General features: G+C 58.3%; 16 protein-coding genes, 2 tRNA genes and 1 pseudogene. 10 read left to right on the forward strand and 9 right to left on the reverse strand.

The window, feature by feature from the left end:
- Nucleotides 1-330: pseudogene (locus H7C19_RS10345) on the forward strand (radical SAM protein); the annotation flags it as partial.
- Between the two features lie 6 nt (nt 331-336).
- Here H7C19_RS10345 and H7C19_RS10350 read toward each other — a convergent pair.
- From H7C19_RS10350 to H7C19_RS10365, 4 genes are all read right to left on the reverse strand, one after another.
- Entirely contained in the window at nt 337-1323 is a 987-nt protein-coding gene (locus H7C19_RS10350) for an S-layer homology domain-containing protein (protein ID WP_185142578.1), read from the reverse strand.
- Between the two features lie 162 nt (nt 1324-1485).
- Nucleotides 1486-1561 (reverse strand) — tRNA-Val (locus tag H7C19_RS10355).
- Nucleotides 1562-1745: 184 nt separating this feature from the next.
- Nucleotides 1746-2405, reverse strand: coding sequence for a hypothetical protein (locus tag H7C19_RS10360; RefSeq protein ID WP_221469166.1), 660 nt, complete (start codon nt 2403-2405; stop codon nt 1746-1748).
- 137 nt (nt 2406-2542) lie between these two features.
- Nucleotides 2543-2618, reverse strand: a tRNA-Val gene (locus tag H7C19_RS10365).
- A 200-nt stretch (nt 2619-2818) separates the two neighbouring features.
- Between H7C19_RS10365 and H7C19_RS10370 the strand changes: the two genes are divergently transcribed.
- Nucleotides 2819-2977 (forward strand): hypothetical protein, encoded by a 159-nt coding sequence (locus H7C19_RS10370; RefSeq protein ID WP_185142580.1) that lies wholly within the window; start codon nt 2819-2821, stop codon nt 2975-2977.
- A gap of 90 nt (nt 2978-3067) precedes the next feature.
- Complete coding sequence (locus H7C19_RS10375; RefSeq protein WP_185142581.1) at nt 3068-3286, forward strand: hypothetical protein; 219 nt, start codon at nt 3068-3070, stop codon at nt 3284-3286.
- 310 nt (nt 3287-3596) lie between these two features.
- On the opposite strand, the gene H7C19_RS10380 is transcribed toward H7C19_RS10375, so the two are convergent.
- Nucleotides 3597-4325, reverse strand: coding sequence for an MBL fold metallo-hydrolase (locus tag H7C19_RS10380; RefSeq protein ID WP_185142582.1), 729 nt, complete (start codon nt 4323-4325; stop codon nt 3597-3599).
- 180 nt (nt 4326-4505) lie between these two features.
- Between H7C19_RS10380 and H7C19_RS10385 the strand changes: the two genes are divergently transcribed.
- The 3 genes from H7C19_RS10385 (at nt 4506) to H7C19_RS10395 (ending at nt 5979) form a co-directional block, all read left to right on the forward strand.
- A complete protein-coding gene (locus tag H7C19_RS10385) occupies nt 4506-4730 on the forward strand; it encodes a hypothetical protein (protein WP_185142653.1) in 225 nt (74 codons plus the stop codon).
- 262 nt (nt 4731-4992) lie between these two features.
- Nucleotides 4993-5568 carry a stalk domain-containing protein gene (locus H7C19_RS10390; RefSeq protein ID WP_185142583.1) on the forward strand — a complete coding sequence of 192 codons (576 nt, stop codon included), beginning with the start codon at nt 4993-4995 and terminating at the stop codon, nt 5566-5568.
- A gap of 120 nt (nt 5569-5688) precedes the next feature.
- Nucleotides 5689-5979, forward strand: coding sequence for a DUF1292 domain-containing protein (locus H7C19_RS10395; protein ID WP_185142584.1), 291 nt, complete (start codon nt 5689-5691; stop codon nt 5977-5979).
- A gap of 111 nt (nt 5980-6090) precedes the next feature.
- Here the strand turns inward: H7C19_RS10395 and H7C19_RS10400 are convergent, their stop codons facing one another.
- Complete coding sequence (locus H7C19_RS10400) at nt 6091-6510, reverse strand: DUF1885 family protein (RefSeq protein ID WP_185142585.1); 420 nt, start codon at nt 6508-6510, stop codon at nt 6091-6093.
- Nucleotides 6511-6655: 145 nt separating this feature from the next.
- On the opposite strand from H7C19_RS10400, the gene H7C19_RS10405 reads away from it, so the two are divergent.
- On the forward strand, nt 6656-6946 hold the full coding sequence (locus tag H7C19_RS10405; RefSeq protein ID WP_185142586.1) for a DUF3055 domain-containing protein: 291 nt from the start codon (nt 6656-6658) through the stop codon (nt 6944-6946).
- A 110-nt stretch (nt 6947-7056) separates the two neighbouring features.
- Here the strand turns inward: H7C19_RS10405 and H7C19_RS10410 are convergent, their stop codons facing one another.
- A complete protein-coding gene (locus H7C19_RS10410) occupies nt 7057-8526 on the reverse strand; it encodes an aminotransferase class I/II-fold pyridoxal phosphate-dependent enzyme (protein WP_185142587.1) in 1470 nt (489 codons plus the stop codon).
- 223 nt (nt 8527-8749) lie between these two features.
- Between H7C19_RS10410 and H7C19_RS10415 the strand changes: the two genes are divergently transcribed.
- On the forward strand, nt 8750-9928 hold the full coding sequence (locus H7C19_RS10415; protein WP_185142588.1) for an MFS transporter: 1179 nt from the start codon (nt 8750-8752) through the stop codon (nt 9926-9928).
- Between the two features lie 535 nt (nt 9929-10463).
- Here H7C19_RS10415 and H7C19_RS10420 read toward each other — a convergent pair.
- On the reverse strand, nt 10464-11348 hold the full coding sequence (locus H7C19_RS10420) for a transposase (protein WP_185142589.1): 885 nt from the start codon (nt 11346-11348) through the stop codon (nt 10464-10466).
- Nucleotides 11349-11895: 547 nt separating this feature from the next.
- Here H7C19_RS10420 and H7C19_RS10425 point away from each other — a divergent pair.
- Nucleotides 11896-14904: an efflux RND transporter permease subunit gene (locus H7C19_RS10425; protein ID WP_185142590.1), complete on the forward strand. Its 3009-nt coding sequence runs from the start codon at nt 11896-11898 to the stop codon at nt 14902-14904.
- 102 nt (nt 14905-15006) lie between these two features.
- Here the strand turns inward: H7C19_RS10425 and H7C19_RS10430 are convergent, their stop codons facing one another.
- Entirely contained in the window at nt 15007-15648 is a 642-nt protein-coding gene (locus tag H7C19_RS10430) for a YktB family protein (protein WP_185142591.1), read from the reverse strand.
- 175 nt (nt 15649-15823) lie between these two features.
- Between H7C19_RS10430 and H7C19_RS10435 the strand changes: the two genes are divergently transcribed.
- Nucleotides 15824-16420, forward strand: coding sequence for a YkzI domain-containing protein (locus tag H7C19_RS10435; RefSeq protein WP_185142592.1), 597 nt, complete (start codon nt 15824-15826; stop codon nt 16418-16420).
- Nucleotides 16421-16461: the final 41 nt, after the last annotated feature.

The following is a 16461-nucleotide window of genomic DNA, read 5'->3' on the forward strand; positions in this document are numbered from 1 at the left end:
GCGCGGCTCGCGGCGCTGCGCAGCCTGCGCGAGGCCGGCGTCCCGACGCAGGCGGCCGTCTCGCCGCTGCTGCCGCACACGCCGGCGTTCGCCGCGCAGATCGCGGCCGCCGCGCCGCGCGTCGTCGTCGACGACTACTTCCGCGGTGACGGCAGCGGCGGCCGGCGCAGCGAGCGGCTCGGCATGCGCGACGCGTACGCCGAGCTCGGCCTAGCCGACTGGTATGCGCCGGAGCGGCTCGACGCGCTCGTCGCCGAGCTGCGCCGGCGGATGCCGGCGGAGGCGGTCACGGTCAGCGCCGAAGGCTTCAACCCGCCGCCGCGGCGTTGACGCCGATTACTCGACGATGGGGAAGCCGGTGGAGCCGCTTGCGGCGCCGCCCTTCGCGGGAGGCGTCGAGACGCCCTCTTGGCCGCCGAGTACCGGCGTGTAGGACGCATCGATATAGACGGACGCTTTAACGGTCGTCACGACCTGCGGGAACATCTTGTCGGGATCCGGCTCGACGACCCGATAGCGGATGGTCGCTTGCTTGTCTTTGAAGTCGATGCCGGCGATCTCGATGCCGTAGCCGGGATGCCCGACTTCGGCGGAGAGCGTGACTTTCTTCACGTCCGCCGAGTAAGCTTCCGTCGTTAATTGCACGTCGCCCAATGGGGTGGGCTCCGGCAGTTGCTCGATCGGCTTCGTCTTCTCCACGAACGAGAGCGCCTTGTCCAGCATGACGGCCGCTTCGCTGCGCGTTATAGCCGCTTGCGGGCGGAAGTTTTGTTTCGCGTCCAGCGAGGCGATGTTCGCGATGACGAGCTTCTGAATGCTCTCCATATAATCCTTGGCGACGCTCTTCTCATCGTTCAGCAGCACGTACTGCATCGTCCATGCATAGTCGCCTTTCGTGCTGATCGCTTGGAACAGCCAGTGGGCGAACTGCTCGCGGGTGACGCTGGCGCCCGGCTGGATATCCTTGGGGATCTCCAGGCCGTTCAATTGGGCGATGATGAACGCCTGGGCGTAAGGGGCGTCGTCCTTGATATGGGTATAGTAATCGCTGGCTTTCGGCTCTTTAATGAAGCGGATGTTGTCGATGTTCAGCTTGAAGCCGTTCACGAGCATCGTTACGGCCGTCGAGGCGGTTACTTGGCTCTTCGGCTTGAATTGGCCGCTGCCGTCGCCGCGCACGATCCCGAGTTCCTGCAAGTGAAGAATGTGGGTCCGGCCGGCATCCTTGTCGATATCGCCGAACGCGAAGACGGAGCCGCTCATGAGCGTGCTGGCGAGCACGACGCTGAGACCGGCGATGGTCCATTTGGATTTGTTCTTCATCCGTATTGCCTCCTTGGTGAGATTTAAATTGCCGCTCTGGGGCAGCTCAACTATGTAAACGCAGGGGGATTGACAAATGTTGCATGCGCCGCTTCCTTGTCCCAAAATGCCCAGCGGACGCAAAAAAACCTCGCGCAAGGGCGAGGCGTTCGTTGAAGAAGATGGTGATCTGAACAGGGATCGAACCTGTGACCCCTACCCTGTCAAGGTAGTGCTCTCCCAGCTGAGCTATCAGATCAAGAGAAACGTTTGTGTTTCGACTTGACCTATTATATAAGGTTGGGCGGCAAATGTAAAGCGTTATTTTTAAAAAAGCGCCAAGCCGACAGAAGCCGGTCTGGCGCTTGCGTTATTCTGCTTCCTGCACGGTTCGTAGCTCGGGTCGCAGCGCGGTTCGACGGCGTTATCCCGTCGGGCATTCGTTATGCGTTCCGTTTCGCGTTCGGCGCCCAGCTGCGGTGGATGCGCTCCTGGATGCGGACTTTCTCCTTCTCCAGCAGGCGGTTCACGAGAACCTCTTCGCTTATGCCTTTTTCCTTGCCCAATTGCGCGATCGTCTTGCCCTTCTTAAGCTCTTGGATCAGCTGATCCGCGGTCAAGCCGAGCACGGAAGCGGTATCCGCCAGGCGGCGGCTCTCGCGATAGCGCTCTTTGCCGCCCCATAGCCCTTTGTGCTCGACGATGCGCAGCGCGCGCGCCTGCATGTCCGATCGCCATTGCTGCGCATCGGACGCCGAGAGCCGGCCCGACTGCACGGCCGCATCCAGCTTCGCGGTCTGCTGCGTCACGATCAAGTCGACGACTTTCTGCTTGTCCACGCCTTTCGCTTTCGCGACATCCGCGAGCGACTTGCCCGAACGCAGCGCCTGTTCGAGGGAGGACGCGTCCGTCTTGAGCAGCGCCAGCAGCTGTTCGCTGCGCAGCAGGCCCATCTTGTGCCCGCCATGGCCGTCGCCGGGATGCCCATGGCCGGGATAGCCTTCCGGACCCGTGGCGGCCGCGGAATCCGAATCCGGTGTCGCGGCAGCGGCATGCATCGCGGCCAGCGGGAGGAGAAGCGTCAGCGCCAGCATTAGGGTCAACGGGATTTTTATTCGCATCGATTTCTTCATGGTGTCATCACTCCTTCCTCCCTAGTGTAGGTTTTGGAACTTCGGTCTAAACGGCAGCGCATAAAAAAACCACCGGCCAAAGGACCGATGGTTGGATGGATATGGGATGGTGATCTGAACAGGGATCGAACCTGTGACCCCTACCCTGTCAAGGTAGTGCTCTCCCAGCTGAGCTATCAGATCACGTCTTCAAGAGACATTTAGTATCATACCAAGCGGGAGGCCCTTCGTCAACCGGGTGTCCCCCTGCATTTTTTGCACAATAAACGCCAAATCAAACGGAAACGGCTTTAGCTCCAAAAGTTTTCGCGCGAACAGGGATGAATCGATCCCGCGCCACGTACATATGTACCATTGCATACGTAGCGGGAGGCACAGCGCGCATGGAGAGTATGGCTATTCTTGCGGTTTGGCTGATCGGATTGTTCGGGCTGATCGGCGTGGTGATGGCGGCGGTCGCCCAACTGATTTTGCGGGATACGATGGAGTACGACAAGGCGTTCACCTGGCAGACGCACAAGCACAACTGGGACCGGGAATAAATCTCGCCCCGCGGCCGCCGATTCGGTTAATTCGTTCGAGGTTGGCGCAAAATGGAAAGGAGGGATGGATCACCCAAAGGAGCAGATGGCATGAAGATCGGATCGTACCGCCGGACAGCGGGCGCGCGAGCGGCGAAGGGAGCGCTGATGGTCGCGTTGGCGGCCTCGCTCGCCGGCTGCCAGTCGGCCGAGGGCACGGATACGTCGGACAGCGTCATCGCCGACGTCTACTATGCGCCTACAGTCGGACAAGACGTATACGGCTCGCATATGCTGCCCTCCGAAGGCGTAAGAGGCCTGATGAGATGAACGCCCAAAAAGGCTCCAAGCGCATTGGCGCTTTGGAGCCTTTTTGGGCCATTTAGAATTTATAAGTTTCACGCTTATCCCTTTCTAAATGGTCTCCGATAAAAACGTCTCGCCCTCTTCCGAAGACGGCGAAGCCGTTTTTACTTGCGTGCTGACGTTCCGCGCTATTCTTCCCATTTGCGGGAGTATGCTTTCTTGGTCACCCACAGCGTGAGCCAAATGATGAGGACGACGATAATGCCTGCGACGATCCAAGTGCCGGTCACGTGATGTCGACATCCTTTCTCCTTAAGAGTAGTCGCTTGATGAATCAGAACGAATAAACGCGCTGCTGCTCGACAAAGGTCATCTGGCCCGTCCGGCCGACAAACTCCGGCTGCGCGTCCCCGTAGTGCATCAGATAGATGCGCCGCTGAAGCTCCTCCGGCAGCGTCAACAGCTGAGGGAGGCAGGCGTGCACGACGCCGGGGGGGTGGAGCTGGCAATCGTGGAAGATCGTTTCGACGCCCCGGTCGAGGACCAGCGATTGCAGAAGATCCGGATCGAAGACCATATCCGCCGTATAGAAAAACGTGTCGTTCAGCAGAATCGAATAGCTCCGCTTGTCCGGAATATGGGTCGTTCGCAGCAGCTCGGCCGTCAGACCCGGAAGGACCTGCGTCTTTTCGCCCTCGCGCAGGGGACGGAGATCGAAGTAATCTTCCAGCCGGTGAAGTTCCTCTTGTTCCAAACCGCCGCGAAGCGAGCGCTCCCAGAGGAGATCCGGCAGCGTATCCGCGATATAGAGCGTCGGCTTGCGTTGATAGAGGAACTTGTACTGGAACGCGACTTCCTCCAAACCGCCGATATGATCCGCATGAATATGAGAGATCAGGAAGGCGTCGACCTCGGCGAGCGACATGCCGAGCCGGTGAAGCGCGAGCGGCGCGGTCGTGCCGCAATCGATCAGCAGCTTCTTGCCTCCAGCATATACGATCGCATTGTTATTGTAAAAGGTCTTGGCGAACGCGCTGCCGCAACCGAGCATCTGAATATCCATCCAGGGCCTCCCTGATGCCATATGTATCAAGCGCGGACAAGCTGCAAAGCTCCCATAAATGTACCATAATTTGACTGGCTGCAAAAGATACAAATCGCTCGCCTCGGACATTCGCACATTCCTTCGGTCGCGCATACCTTAACGTGAAGCTTGCGCAGCAAGCGGGAGGAGGAGCGGCCGATGAACAAACCGGCGACCAAACAAGGAAAAACCTCGAAAGGCGGCAGCAAGAAGAAAGCCCATTCCGAACACTACCAGCCGCAGATGAAAATCGTCACTTCGGACGTTTGCGCGGTATGCAAGACGCCGTGCGCCCGCGGCTTGGATTACCTCGCGCGGATGAGCGTGCCCGGCGCCTCGGGAAATGGCGTACCCTGCGTCCTGACGCTGCCCAAGGCCAAGTAACCGAGCGCGAACGGCGCCGGCACTTCACCGAAGACACTTCGCCGACGGACAGGGTACGATTTCGCAGTTATTGGCCTCTCATAAGGGGAGCGCATTTCCCGGGCAACCGCAGGCTTTGCGGTTATGCGACAAAATCGCGTGAAATCGGTCGAAAAAAGCCGCTCGGCAATTTTTCTCCCCTTATCGCAACTTTCTTGGAGAAAGAAGGTATAACCAAGTGCAAAACGGATAACGAGACGGAATGACGGAGGGAAAAATCATAATGAAGATCCGCAAGCTTTTGATCCTGACCGTTGCTTTATCGCTGATCGGCGGCACGGCTATATTCGCGGATTCGGTTGCGCAGAAGGTCAAGGTCATCTTCAATAAGCAGGAGCTGGACGACGCCGGCGCGCTGGTCGACGGCAAAGCGTACCTGGGCGTCCGAACGGTAGGCGACAGCATGCAGGCGATCACCGTCTGGGATGATAGCGCGAAGAAGGTTACCATCTACAAGCCGAACGTACATATATTCCTCATGACGGGGAGCAAGCCCTTCGGCGAAGTGCAGAAGGGGAAGACGAGCTTCCGGGTCTTCTCGCAGATCGACAACCTGCAGACGGATATCTCCGCCTTCAAGGTCACGATCACCGATCCGTACGGCGACGAGACGTGGATCGACGGGCGTACGTCCAAGGACGACGATTTCCCGCGCAGCAAGGACAACTTCTGGTTCACGGGGGACAACTTCACCTACGACTTCAAGTCGGTGGGGAGATACACGGTTCGGTTCTGGATGAAGGCCGCTGACAACACCGCGATGCAGATCGTATCCGAGAAGACGATTATCGCCAAGTGACGGCTTGGGATGGACGCTCCTTTCCCTTATCGGGAGAGGGGCGTTTCGTTTGACCGCAATGCACGGGAAATGTTAGGATACGGGAGAAGGCAAAATTAACCGACTGAACGGAGGTTCTCCATGAGCGATCATGTTCATGACGAAAACTGCGATCACGAGCACGAAGAGGCCGTATTTGTCGTAACGGACGAAGACGGCAACGAACATGAGATGGTGCTTGTGTATACGTTTGAAAGTGGAGACCAAGCCTATGCCGTCCTGCTCGACCGGAACGATCCGGACGACGACGGCGTTATTTTCCGGATTGAAGAAGACGGGGAAGACGAAGTGCTGGTCAACATCGAAGATGACGAGGAATGGGATCGCGTCATGAAAGTGTACGAGGAAATGGCCGCGCAAGAAGCGGACTGAAGCTTTGCAGCATCCTTCGACACCAACCAAAGGGGCCGCCCGGATGTCTCTAACGAGACTTCGGAGCTGGCCCCTTCATTCGTTTGCGGATCGATGAGGACAAGTCTGCCGCTACTTGCGCGGATTGTAATAGATCGTTCTGCCATTGAACAGGCGCACCTCGGCCAAGAGCTGTTTGCCCAGCCATTTGCAGAGCTCGTTGGCTTTGGACTTGTCGCCGTGCGTCGATCCTTCCGGGAGGACAACTTGGATGGCGGAGGTCTCGGATGCGGCTTCGTCGAGGCGGCCGTAGCCGATGACGATATACTTATAAAGCGGATGATTGCCTTTCAAGTAGAACCAACGCTCTTCTTCGTCGGGCTTGCTCTCCATGGTGTAGGGGAACGCCGCGTTCGCGTAGTCCCAGCCCAACTGCCGGCCGGTTAACGCCGTCTGTTCCCGGTAATGCGTCAGTCGCGACTTGATGTCTTCCAGTGTGATCTGATCGACCGCAGAGCCTTGCACAAGCGTGATGTAAGCGCTTTGACTCAAGGAAGGCCACCTCCAAGCAAATGATAGCATTTCCTTCCGGCATTGGCAATGTCCGGCGACAGCCGCGTATTGTCAAGGACAGGGGGAGAATGGTAGGATAAAGTGTAAATCGTCAGAAAATTTAAACGATATGGAGGGGTGTGCTGTGTTCGAGCATCTGTACGACGTGACGGAGTCCTCGAACGTGAACTTTATCGGCTGCATTTCCGACAACCGCAGATATGACTTTGCGATCGTATATTCGAGCCATTTCTTCGGCAAGCCGTTGGTGGTCTGTATGCAGACCGGCCGATCTGCGCCGCTCAGCGCGGACGATCTCTCGGATTGCGACATGATCCGTTCGCGTTTCCTCGTCCCGGACGTCCAGACGGCCGAGGAGATCGGCCACCTGCTTCGCGGCAGACTGCCGGCGCTCGAGGTTCAGGACCAATATTGACGAGGAACGCTGGACGTTTCGCTCGTGCATACGCGTTTCATAACCCAAAGCCCCGTCGCTGCTCAAGTTGCGCAGCGACGGGGCTTCTCGTTTTTTCATTTTCCAATCTTTTAGGAGATGGCAGACTCTTCTACGATGACCTTTACGTACTCCACGTTGCGATCCTCGGGACCCTTCACCGGAAGACCGACCTCGAGGTGATCGACGATGTAGTCGATGTTCTCCTGCGAGATGACTTCGCCGGGGAGCAGAATCGGAATGCCGGGCGGGTAGACATAGATGAACTCCGCGATGATGCGGCCGGCGGATTCCCGGAACGGCAGCACTTCCGTCTCCCCATAGAACGCATCGCGCGGGGTGAGCGACAGGTGCGGGATCTCGGGGATCGCGACGACCAGCTCTTTGATCTCGCCGGTGTTCCGAAGGGTCTCGGACATTTGCCGGAGCGCGGAGAGCAGGACGTCCAGCGATGAAGCGTCGTCGCCGGGCGTCACGAGACAAAGAATGTTGTACATGTCGCTAAGCTCGACTTCGATTCGATGATGCTCGCGCAGCCAGTTCTCCGCGTCGTAGCCCGTGATGCCAAGGTGGCGGACGTGAATCGTCAGCTTGGTCGGATCGTAATCGAACGTCGCTTCTTCGCCGAGCAGCTCTTCTCCGAAGCAATAGAGGCCCGGGATCTCGTTGATGCCTTGACGCGCTTGCTGCGCCAGGGCAACCGTACGGGCGGCGAGCTCGCGGCCGTGCAGCGCAAGTTGGCGGCGCGCCGTATCGAGCGAGGCTAGCAGCGGATAAGAGGTCGATGTCGTCGTCAGCAGACTGAGGATCGTCTGGACGCGTTGGACGTTAATGCGGGCCGTCAGAACGTTCAACACCGAGCTTTGGGTCATGGAGCCGCCGAGTTTGTGCACGCTGGTCGCGGCCATATCCGCGCCCGCCTGCATGGCGGACAAAGGCAGCTCGTCGGAGAAGTGAATCAGCGCGCCGTGCGCCTCGTCGACGAGGACCGGAATGTCGTATTCATGGACCAGATCGACGATCTCCTTGAGGTTCGCGCAGACGCCGAAGTAGGTCGGATTGATCACGAGCACGGCGGAAGCGTCAGGATGACGTTCGAGCGCGCGTCGAACCGACTGCGTCGTGACGCCGTGATCGATGCCGAGGTTGCGGTCGCGTACCGGGGAGAGGAACACGGGACGCGCCCCGGCGAAGATGATGGCCGACAGGATCGATTTGTGCACGTTGCGGGGCACGATGATCTTGTCGCCGTGACCGCAGACCGACAGGATCATCGCCATGATGGCGCTGCTCGTTCCTTGAACCGAGAAGAACGTGGCGTCCGCGCCGAAGGCGTCGGCCGCCAGTTTCTGCGCGTCGAGGATGACGCTGACCGGCTGGTGCAAGTCGTCAAGCGGCGCTATATTGATCAGGTCAATATCAAGCACGTTTTGACCGATGTAGCTTCGGAATTCGGGGTCCATGCCCGCGCCCTTCTTGTGGCCGGGAATGTGGAATTGTACCGGGTTCTGTTCCGCGTGACGCAGCAGGGCGTCAAAAAGCGGGGTACGTGAATGATCCAATGAATGCTCACTGCCTTTCGATGCCAAGGCATACAGATATTCTAAACAAGCATGAGTATAGCAAAACTAGGGGGGAATGCAACCGTTTAACCCGATCGGACCGCCCTAACGGCGCCTTGTCACCAAAACGTCAAGAAGCGGGATTTGGAACCCCCTTACCAGTATGCTACCATATGAAAAAAGGATTCGATCACCAACATGGGCGCTAAGAGGAGAGAACGTCGTGAAAAGCAAGCTCGTCATCGTCGCTGTAATGCTGATCACCATCTTCATCGGATTCGGCATCATTATTCCCGTTCTGCCCCAGATGGTGTCCGACGTCAGCCCGCAATCGGCCAACTGGCACACGGGGGCCATGCTCACGCTGTATTCGCTGGCCTCGTTCTTGCTGTCGCCGGTATGGGGAAGCTTGTCGGAGCGAATCGGCAGAAGGCCCGTCATCATGACGGGCGTGCTCGGCTTCAGCGTGAGCTTCCTGCTGTTCGGCTTGGCCGACGGCAACTTGGTATTGATGTATGCTTCGCGGCTGCTCGGGGGGCTGTTCTCCGGGGCGGTCACGGCAAGCATCGTCGCCTATGTAGCGGATATCACGACGGAGGAAGAGCGGACCAAAGGAATGGCGGTCGTCGGCATGAGCATCGGACTAGGATTCACGTTCGGTCCGTTCGTCGGAGGGGTGCTGAGCGAAGTATCTCTTAACACCCCATTCTATGTAGCTGCGGGACTCTCGTTACTGACCTTCGTAGCCGCATGGACGCGCCTGAAGGAGTCGATGACGCCCGAGCGCAGAGCCGAGGCGGCGAGCCGGAAGCGGGTGTCGCGCTGGACGGCGTTCCAGGGCTCGCTGAAGTATTTGTACGTCCTTGCCTTCTTCGTCACCTTCTCATTGGCGATCTTGGAGGCGACCCTGCAGCTGTTCGGGATGGACAAGTTCAACGTGACGCCGCTGAACATCGGCATGATGTTCTTCTTCTGCGGCCTCGTCGGCGCGCTTGTCCAGGGCGGCATCGTCCGTCGGCGCGTCAAGAAAGGACAGGAAGGGACCTACATCGCGATCGGCCTCGTCATCTCTGCCGCCGGCTTCTTCCTGCTGCTGACGGCTCAAACGTGGCTGCTCGCCACGGTATACCTGTGCATCTTCGGCATCGGCAACGCGCTGATCCGCCCGTGTGTCACTTCCTTGATCACGCAGAAGACGACGGTCGGCCAAGGTATCGCATCCGGGCTCAGCTCCTCCATGGACAGCCTGGGCCGCATCGTCGGGCCGGTGCTCGGCGCCGTGCTGCTGGGCTTGCAATCTTGGCTTCCGTTCTTGGTGTCAGGTCTCCTGTCGCTGGCGGCGTTGGGACTCCTGGCTCGTTTCCGCAGCGCGGACCGATTGCAAGTCGCATCCAAAGCTTAATTTTCGATTTCACATGCAAGTCGCATCCAAGGCGAGATCCTCACTTTCACTTGAATGATGTCTGCGATACCCCGTTCCGCCTGTCGCGCGGAACGGGGTTTTGCTATTTTGGCGCCGCTGGGGGATAGGGGGATCTCATTTTTCTTCCCCTTTGTCCATTATCCCCTTCGCTCAGGCTAAGTCGATCCGCAGGTCGCTCAGGTCAAGTCGATCCGCAAGTCGCTCAGGCTAAGTCGATCCGCAGGTCGCTCAGGCTAAGTCGATCCGCAGGTCGCTCAGGCTAAGTCGATCCGCAGGTCGCTCAGGCTAAGCCGATCCGCAGGTCGCTCAGGCTAAGTCGATCCGCAGGTCGCTCAGGTTAAGTCGAGCCGCAAGTCTGCGCATCCGTGCAAGTCCCCCGGAGATTGTACAGCCCAAGGGCAGCAAACTCGTACAGAAACGAATGAAAGCAGATGGGACTAACAATCTGATTCCCAACGACTCGTTGAGCGGTAGAATGACCATTGCTGATCGCCGTAACGAGATGTTGGTATGCTTAGGCCGCAACCGCAATCTGCAGAGGGGCTTCGGAGAGAAGGTCGCGAATCAAGCAGGGGTAAGTTGTCCGTCGAGTCGTGGCGGACAACTGAAGAAGATGCGCGAAGAATGAATTGCTCTGCGCCGCTTGATTGATTCGGAAGCTGTATTCATCCAGATAAGCCTGAAGATGCTTACTGCCGATTCCGCAAAAGGTAGCGTTCAGCCACTGGAACGCTTGATGGCACACGGCGACCAAAGGAAAAAACTGTGTGCTGCCGTAACGATGGAGGGTACAGACGGCTTGAGGGCGATCGGAGGAATGAACATGTTGGTTCAGGAACGCTTGGCCGGCCCGTCGATCGATCGAACGGGTGCGCAGCGTCGCTTTATTCACTTTCTTGATCTTCACTTGAGATAGATTCCCCTTCGAGTCCAGCGATGCACCGGCTAAAAGGGGCTGTTCGCGCTTGTGAAAGTGAACGCTGGCGTGAAATCGCTGTTCACCGTAGAAGATACCTTTTACGTGGACCTGACCGGCGATCTGCCATTTTCCGTCCGCCTCTTGAATCGCGCGCCGAAGCTTATGATTCATCAACCAAGCGGTCTTGTATGTAACGCCAATAAGCTTGTGCAGCCGCGTCGCGCTAATGCCGGTCGACAAGTATTGGATCGCTTGAAACCATTTGCGCAGCGGCGTTCGGCTTCCTTCCATAACCGTGCCGGCAGTGAGGGTCGTCTGGTGGCCGCAGGCGCGGCATTCGTAAAGAGCGAACTTGCGCGAACGAATGGTATAGAAATCGCGTTGGGCACAACGCGGGCATTGGATGCCATGAGGCCACTTTGCCATAAAAAGCCGCCTAGCGCAGTCGGCTTCTTGCTCGCGAACAAGGCGGTCTTCCATGAGATGTCCTCCTAAAATAGAACGTTTGTTCCTATTCATTGTATCAAATGCGTATTCGGATTACAACAATTTTCCAGAAAAATTTATTGTTTTTTTGACAGAAATTAGCGCAGAAAAAGCAAAACTCATTAAAACCGACCTCTGAGCGAAGGGGATAGCGTATAAAAGGGAAGCCTGCGATGACAGAAGTGTCTTGCCCTGAGCGAAGGGGATCATGCATAAAGCGAAATGCCAGAAAGGTAGTCTCAGCTTCCCTGAGCGAAGGGGATGATGGACAAAGCGAAATGTGAGACGAATGCCTATCTCGAGATCCTGAGCGAGAGGGACAATGGGGAAAAGAAGCGGTACCGCAGACATCGTGTTCCGATCGCCGAGCCCTCATAAGCGCAGCGTGGAAACCAATGAAAGGGACTCTCGGCGGATTAAGCCTCAGACTTCAGTCCAGGTTAAAGTCCGGTCCGCAGCCGTTTCTCCGCCCGACCGCACAAACTTTATGCTGGATAAGGAGTGAAACAGTAGAAAAAGCGGAGTGGAAGGGGAAAGATCAGTGAGATCTTTTATTCAAGGAGCGTTTCGCAACAAAGCGGCCGTCATCATTCTCGTCGTGATGGTACTCGGCCTAGGCGTGTTCAGCTACTTCAAATTGCCAATGGAGTTCCTGCCGGAAGCGGACAACCCGCAGGTCACGGTTAGCGTCATCGGCCCGGGCTATGATGCCGCTACGATGGAGAGATCCGTTACGAATCCGCTGGAGCAATCGCTCGCGAGCATCAAGGGCAAGACGAATACGTTCTCGTCTTCCGGGGACGGTTTCTCTCAAGTGAACTTGGATTTCGACTCGAAGACGAATATGAAGGAAGCCAAGGCGGAAGTCGAACGCGCTGTAACCGCGGTGCAACTGCCGGAGCGCGTCTCCCCGCCGTACGTCGTCCAGTTCAACACCTCGATGATCCCGATCTCGTTCGTCACCCTGACGTTCAAAGACGGAACGTCGGATGCGCAGAAGGAGACGGTGGAACAGCGGGCGATCGATGCCTTCCGCGGCATTGACGGCGTCGGGCAGGTTCAGCTGTCCGGCAAGTCGCAGCCGAGCGTCGCCGTCACGCCGGATCCGGAGAAGCTGGCGGCCAAAGGCGTGCCGCTGCAAGCGTTGTACGGCGTGCTGCAAGGCCGAGAGGCGTCCGCCTCCGTTGGCGAGACGACGCTGGACGGCACGATCGTCAATCTGAACGTCTCCGCGGGCAATCTGCAGGACGTGGACGCGCTCAAGCGGCTTCCGGTGGCGGAAGGCGTGAAGCTGGGCGACGTCGCGGATGTGAAGCTGCAGGGCGATAAGGAGAGCATCAGCCGAATCGACGGGAAAGACGCGTTGACGCTGGTTATCTCCAAGGGCGCGAACGCCAATGCCGTCAACGTCGGCAAGGAGGTCGAGAAGGCCGTCGAACGCCTGAACGAAGAGAACCCTTCGGCGGCGCTTGCTGTGATCATGAGCACGTCGGAGCAGGTCGTGGGCTCCGTGAACAGCATGATGCGCGAAGTGTTGATGGGCGCGTTGTTCGCCACGATCGTCATTCTGTTGTTCATGCGCAATATCCGCGCGACGCTCGTGACGATCGTATCGATCCCGCTGTCGCTCGGCCTGACGCTGTATCTGCTCGACATGTCGGGCATCACGCTGAACATCCTGACGCTCGGCGGCGTCGCGGTGGCGGTCGGCCGTCTCGTGGACGACAGCATCGTCGTCATCGAGAACATCTTCCGCAGGCTGCAGAAGGAGCCGTTCTCCGTCGGCGTCGTGATCGACGCGACGAAGGAAGTCGCGACCGCCATCACGGCATCGACGCTGACCACGGTAGCCGTCTTCTTGCCGATGGGGCTCTTGCGCGGTTCTCTGCAGTCGTTCCTGCTGCCGTTCGCGCTGACCGTGACCTATTCGCTCCTATCCTCGCTGCTGGTGGCGCTGACCGTCATCCCGCTGATGAGCGCGGGCGTGCTCAAGCATTCCAGCATCAAGGAGCACCAGCCGTCCAAGCGGTTCACCGCGTTCCTCGGTTGGAACCTGAAGCACAAGTGGATCCCGATTCTCGTCGCCTTCGCGCTGCTGATCGGTTCGCTCGCGACCTACATCACCATGCCGAAGGGCTCGATTGATTCGTCCAACGCGACCAGCCTGAGCGTCACGCTGGAATACAAGCCGGATACGCCGGTCGATCAAGTATTCGAGAACGGCAAAAAGCTCGAAGCGTTCCTGATGAAGCAGGAAGGCCAGAAATGGGTCAGCATGGACATGGGCAACAGCGCGGACGCGGCCAAGTACGGCAGCGTGAAGTCCCCCACGCTCGTGTCCTATATGGTGCAGATGAACAAGGGCGCCGACGCCACCAAGATCATCGACGCCGTGAAGGCCGAACGCCCGAACTACGCGGGCGCGGAATTGAATGCGGGCGCGGGCTCCTTCTTCGGAGACGGCAGCTCGACGCAAGTCTTCGTGGACATCTCCGGCGATGACTTGGCGGAGCTGACGAAGACCGCCGACGCCGTCATGGCCAAGATCAAACCGATCAAAGACGTGCTGAAGGTGCAAAGCAACCAAGAAGAGAAGAAGACGGTTTACACGCTCCAAGTCGACGCGACCCAGGCCAAGGCGGGAGATATCGCTTCGCAGCTGCAGGGCATGCTGAACCCGGTGCCGATCGGAACGCTGAACGCGGGCGGGCAGTCGATGCCCGTGATGATGGAACCCGTCTTGAAGCCGACGACCGCCGACGATCTGTCGAAGATTACGGTCGTCACGGATCAAGGACCGAAGCCGGTATCGAGCGTCGCGCAGTGGGTGAAAGCGGAGATGCCGACGAAGTTCTATCACAAGGACGGCAAGAGCTACGTTCGCGTATCCGCGACGGTAGAGCCTAGCCAGCTGTCGATCGTCGGCGGCGAGATCAAGAAAGCGATGAAGGACGTCATTCCGCCGGCAGGCGTCAAGCTGTTCGTCGGCGGCGCTTCGGCCGACCAATCGGCGGACTTCTCCAGCCTCTTCATGATGATGATGGTCTCGATCGGCATCGTGTACCTGATCATGGTCTTCACGTTCAAAACCCTTCGGGCGCCGCTTGCGATCATGGCATCCATTCTATTCGTGCCGATCGGCGCCGTGCTCGGCCTGATCGTGTCCGGCGTCACGCCGGACTTCACCGCCATCTTCGGCGTCGTGATGCTCATCGGGATCGTCGTGACGAACGCGATCGTCCTGATCGACCGCGTGAAGCAGAACGAGCAGAAGATGACGATTCGCGAAGCGCTGCTGGAAGCGGCGGGCACCCGGATGCGTCCGATCCTCATGACGGCCATCGCCACCGTGTGCGCCATGCTCCCGCTCGTATTCGGCACGTCGGAGAGCGGCAGCATCGTGTCCCAGAGCCTGGCGATCGTCGTCATCGGGGGCCTGGTCGTCTCCACGCTGCTCACGCTCGTCATCGTCCCTTGCCTCTACGAGCTGCTGTTCTTCCGCAAGTCCCGCCGCCAGCGCCGGGCGCAGCGGCAGAACGTCGCGGCTTAACGCATACAAACCAAACAGGGCGGTCCCCGCATGCCATCGAGATGGCAGGGGACCGCCCTGTCCGCTAAGCCGGCCTGAAATAGATAAGCGGAGGCGCTTTCTTTAGAACGAAAGCTTGTACAAGGGCATCAGGGTGCGGTAAACCTCTTCCGCGCGGCCGAGCAGCGCGTCGCCATCGGCGAGCAAAGGATCGCCGCGGCGAAGGTGCAAGCCGCACGTCACTTCCGCGGCTTTGACCGTCTTCAGCCTGGCCAGCCAAGCGGTCAGCTCTTCGTCCGACATCTCGCGATGCGGCGTACCCTTCGGAAGCATATGGTCCTTGGACCAGACATAGTCCGCCGGGACGGCCGAACGGACGGAGTCCAGTTCGCGCGCGGCGCGTTCGGCGAAGACGGACTTGTTCGGGCTCTCGTAGATGATCGCGAATTGGATGAACAGGTGCGTGGACCACAGCCCGATCTGGAAATGCGGATGCGCCTTGTAGCCGCGCGGATGGCGGGACCAGGCGACCCAAGTGTCGTCGGGCGGGTTCACCGAGCGCCGGGCGTGCTTGGCCACGTGCGGGTACATAGGCTCGTCGCACAAGCCGGCGAGCACGGGGGCGAGCGTCTCCCCCAAAGCGGTCAGTTTGGGCCGCACTTGGTGGATGATGGCTTCCATCCGCCCTTCCAGGCCGGGCGTCTTCAAAGCTTCGAAGTCCACTTCGGCGAACCCCGGGAATCCGGTATTGACGATCGATTGCATGAATGTCACCTCAAGAAAAATTCTGTATGCGATTTGCCCTCACTATACTGGAAAATAGTCAAGAAACCAAGTTGCCAGAACATATGATGAAGTATAAGATAAGAGTAAGCAACAATATTCAGACAATTCGGTCAACATCTCAGTCTGTGTAGACGCCGCAGGAGGGGGGATGGCCGTGAACCGAAGCCACGAAGTCGAATACTGCAACCTAGAGCTTCGATTCGATCGCAGGCAGATACAGAATTTGATCCGGGAGCTCATCCAAGAAGGCTATTCCCTCTATTGGAACGAGAGCGAGCATCAGTTCCTCATCTCCGTCCGGACCGGGCGCAAGCTGCTCAAGCTACGCTTCCAACGCACCCAGAACCGCTACAAGATGGTGGGAGATTATCTCGTCAAGGACGAGAAGCTGGCCTACTTCATCGAGAAGCTGATCAACGACTCCCGGGGGCACGCCGTCGTCAAGCGGTTTCGAGATCGTCAGGTACTCATCGAGAACATCATGTTTGGTGAAATCATACGTCTCGTGGAGGTGTCAGGCATGGAACATCGGATTATTTTCCAGAAGCGCCCTCAGATTACGGTAGAAGACATGATTCAGGCCTATAAATCCAAGAGAGCCGAGCACCGGGCGGGCGTCTTGCGTCTTGAAATCGATTACGAGCTCGCGATGCTTCACGAAGCCTTGCAGGAAGGACGATCCGAGGATGCGGAAGCATGCAAGCAGAAGCTGGCGGTCATGCGCACCGAAAGTCTGCAGCTTGAGCTTTAAGCCGACGTTAACGCCACATACCGATAACGGACGTTCCTTGG

The sequence above is a fragment of the Cohnella nanjingensis genome (genome assembly GCF_014212125.1).
In the GTDB taxonomy this organism is placed as follows: Bacteria; Bacillota; Bacilli; order Paenibacillales; family Paenibacillaceae; genus Cohnella; species Cohnella nanjingensis.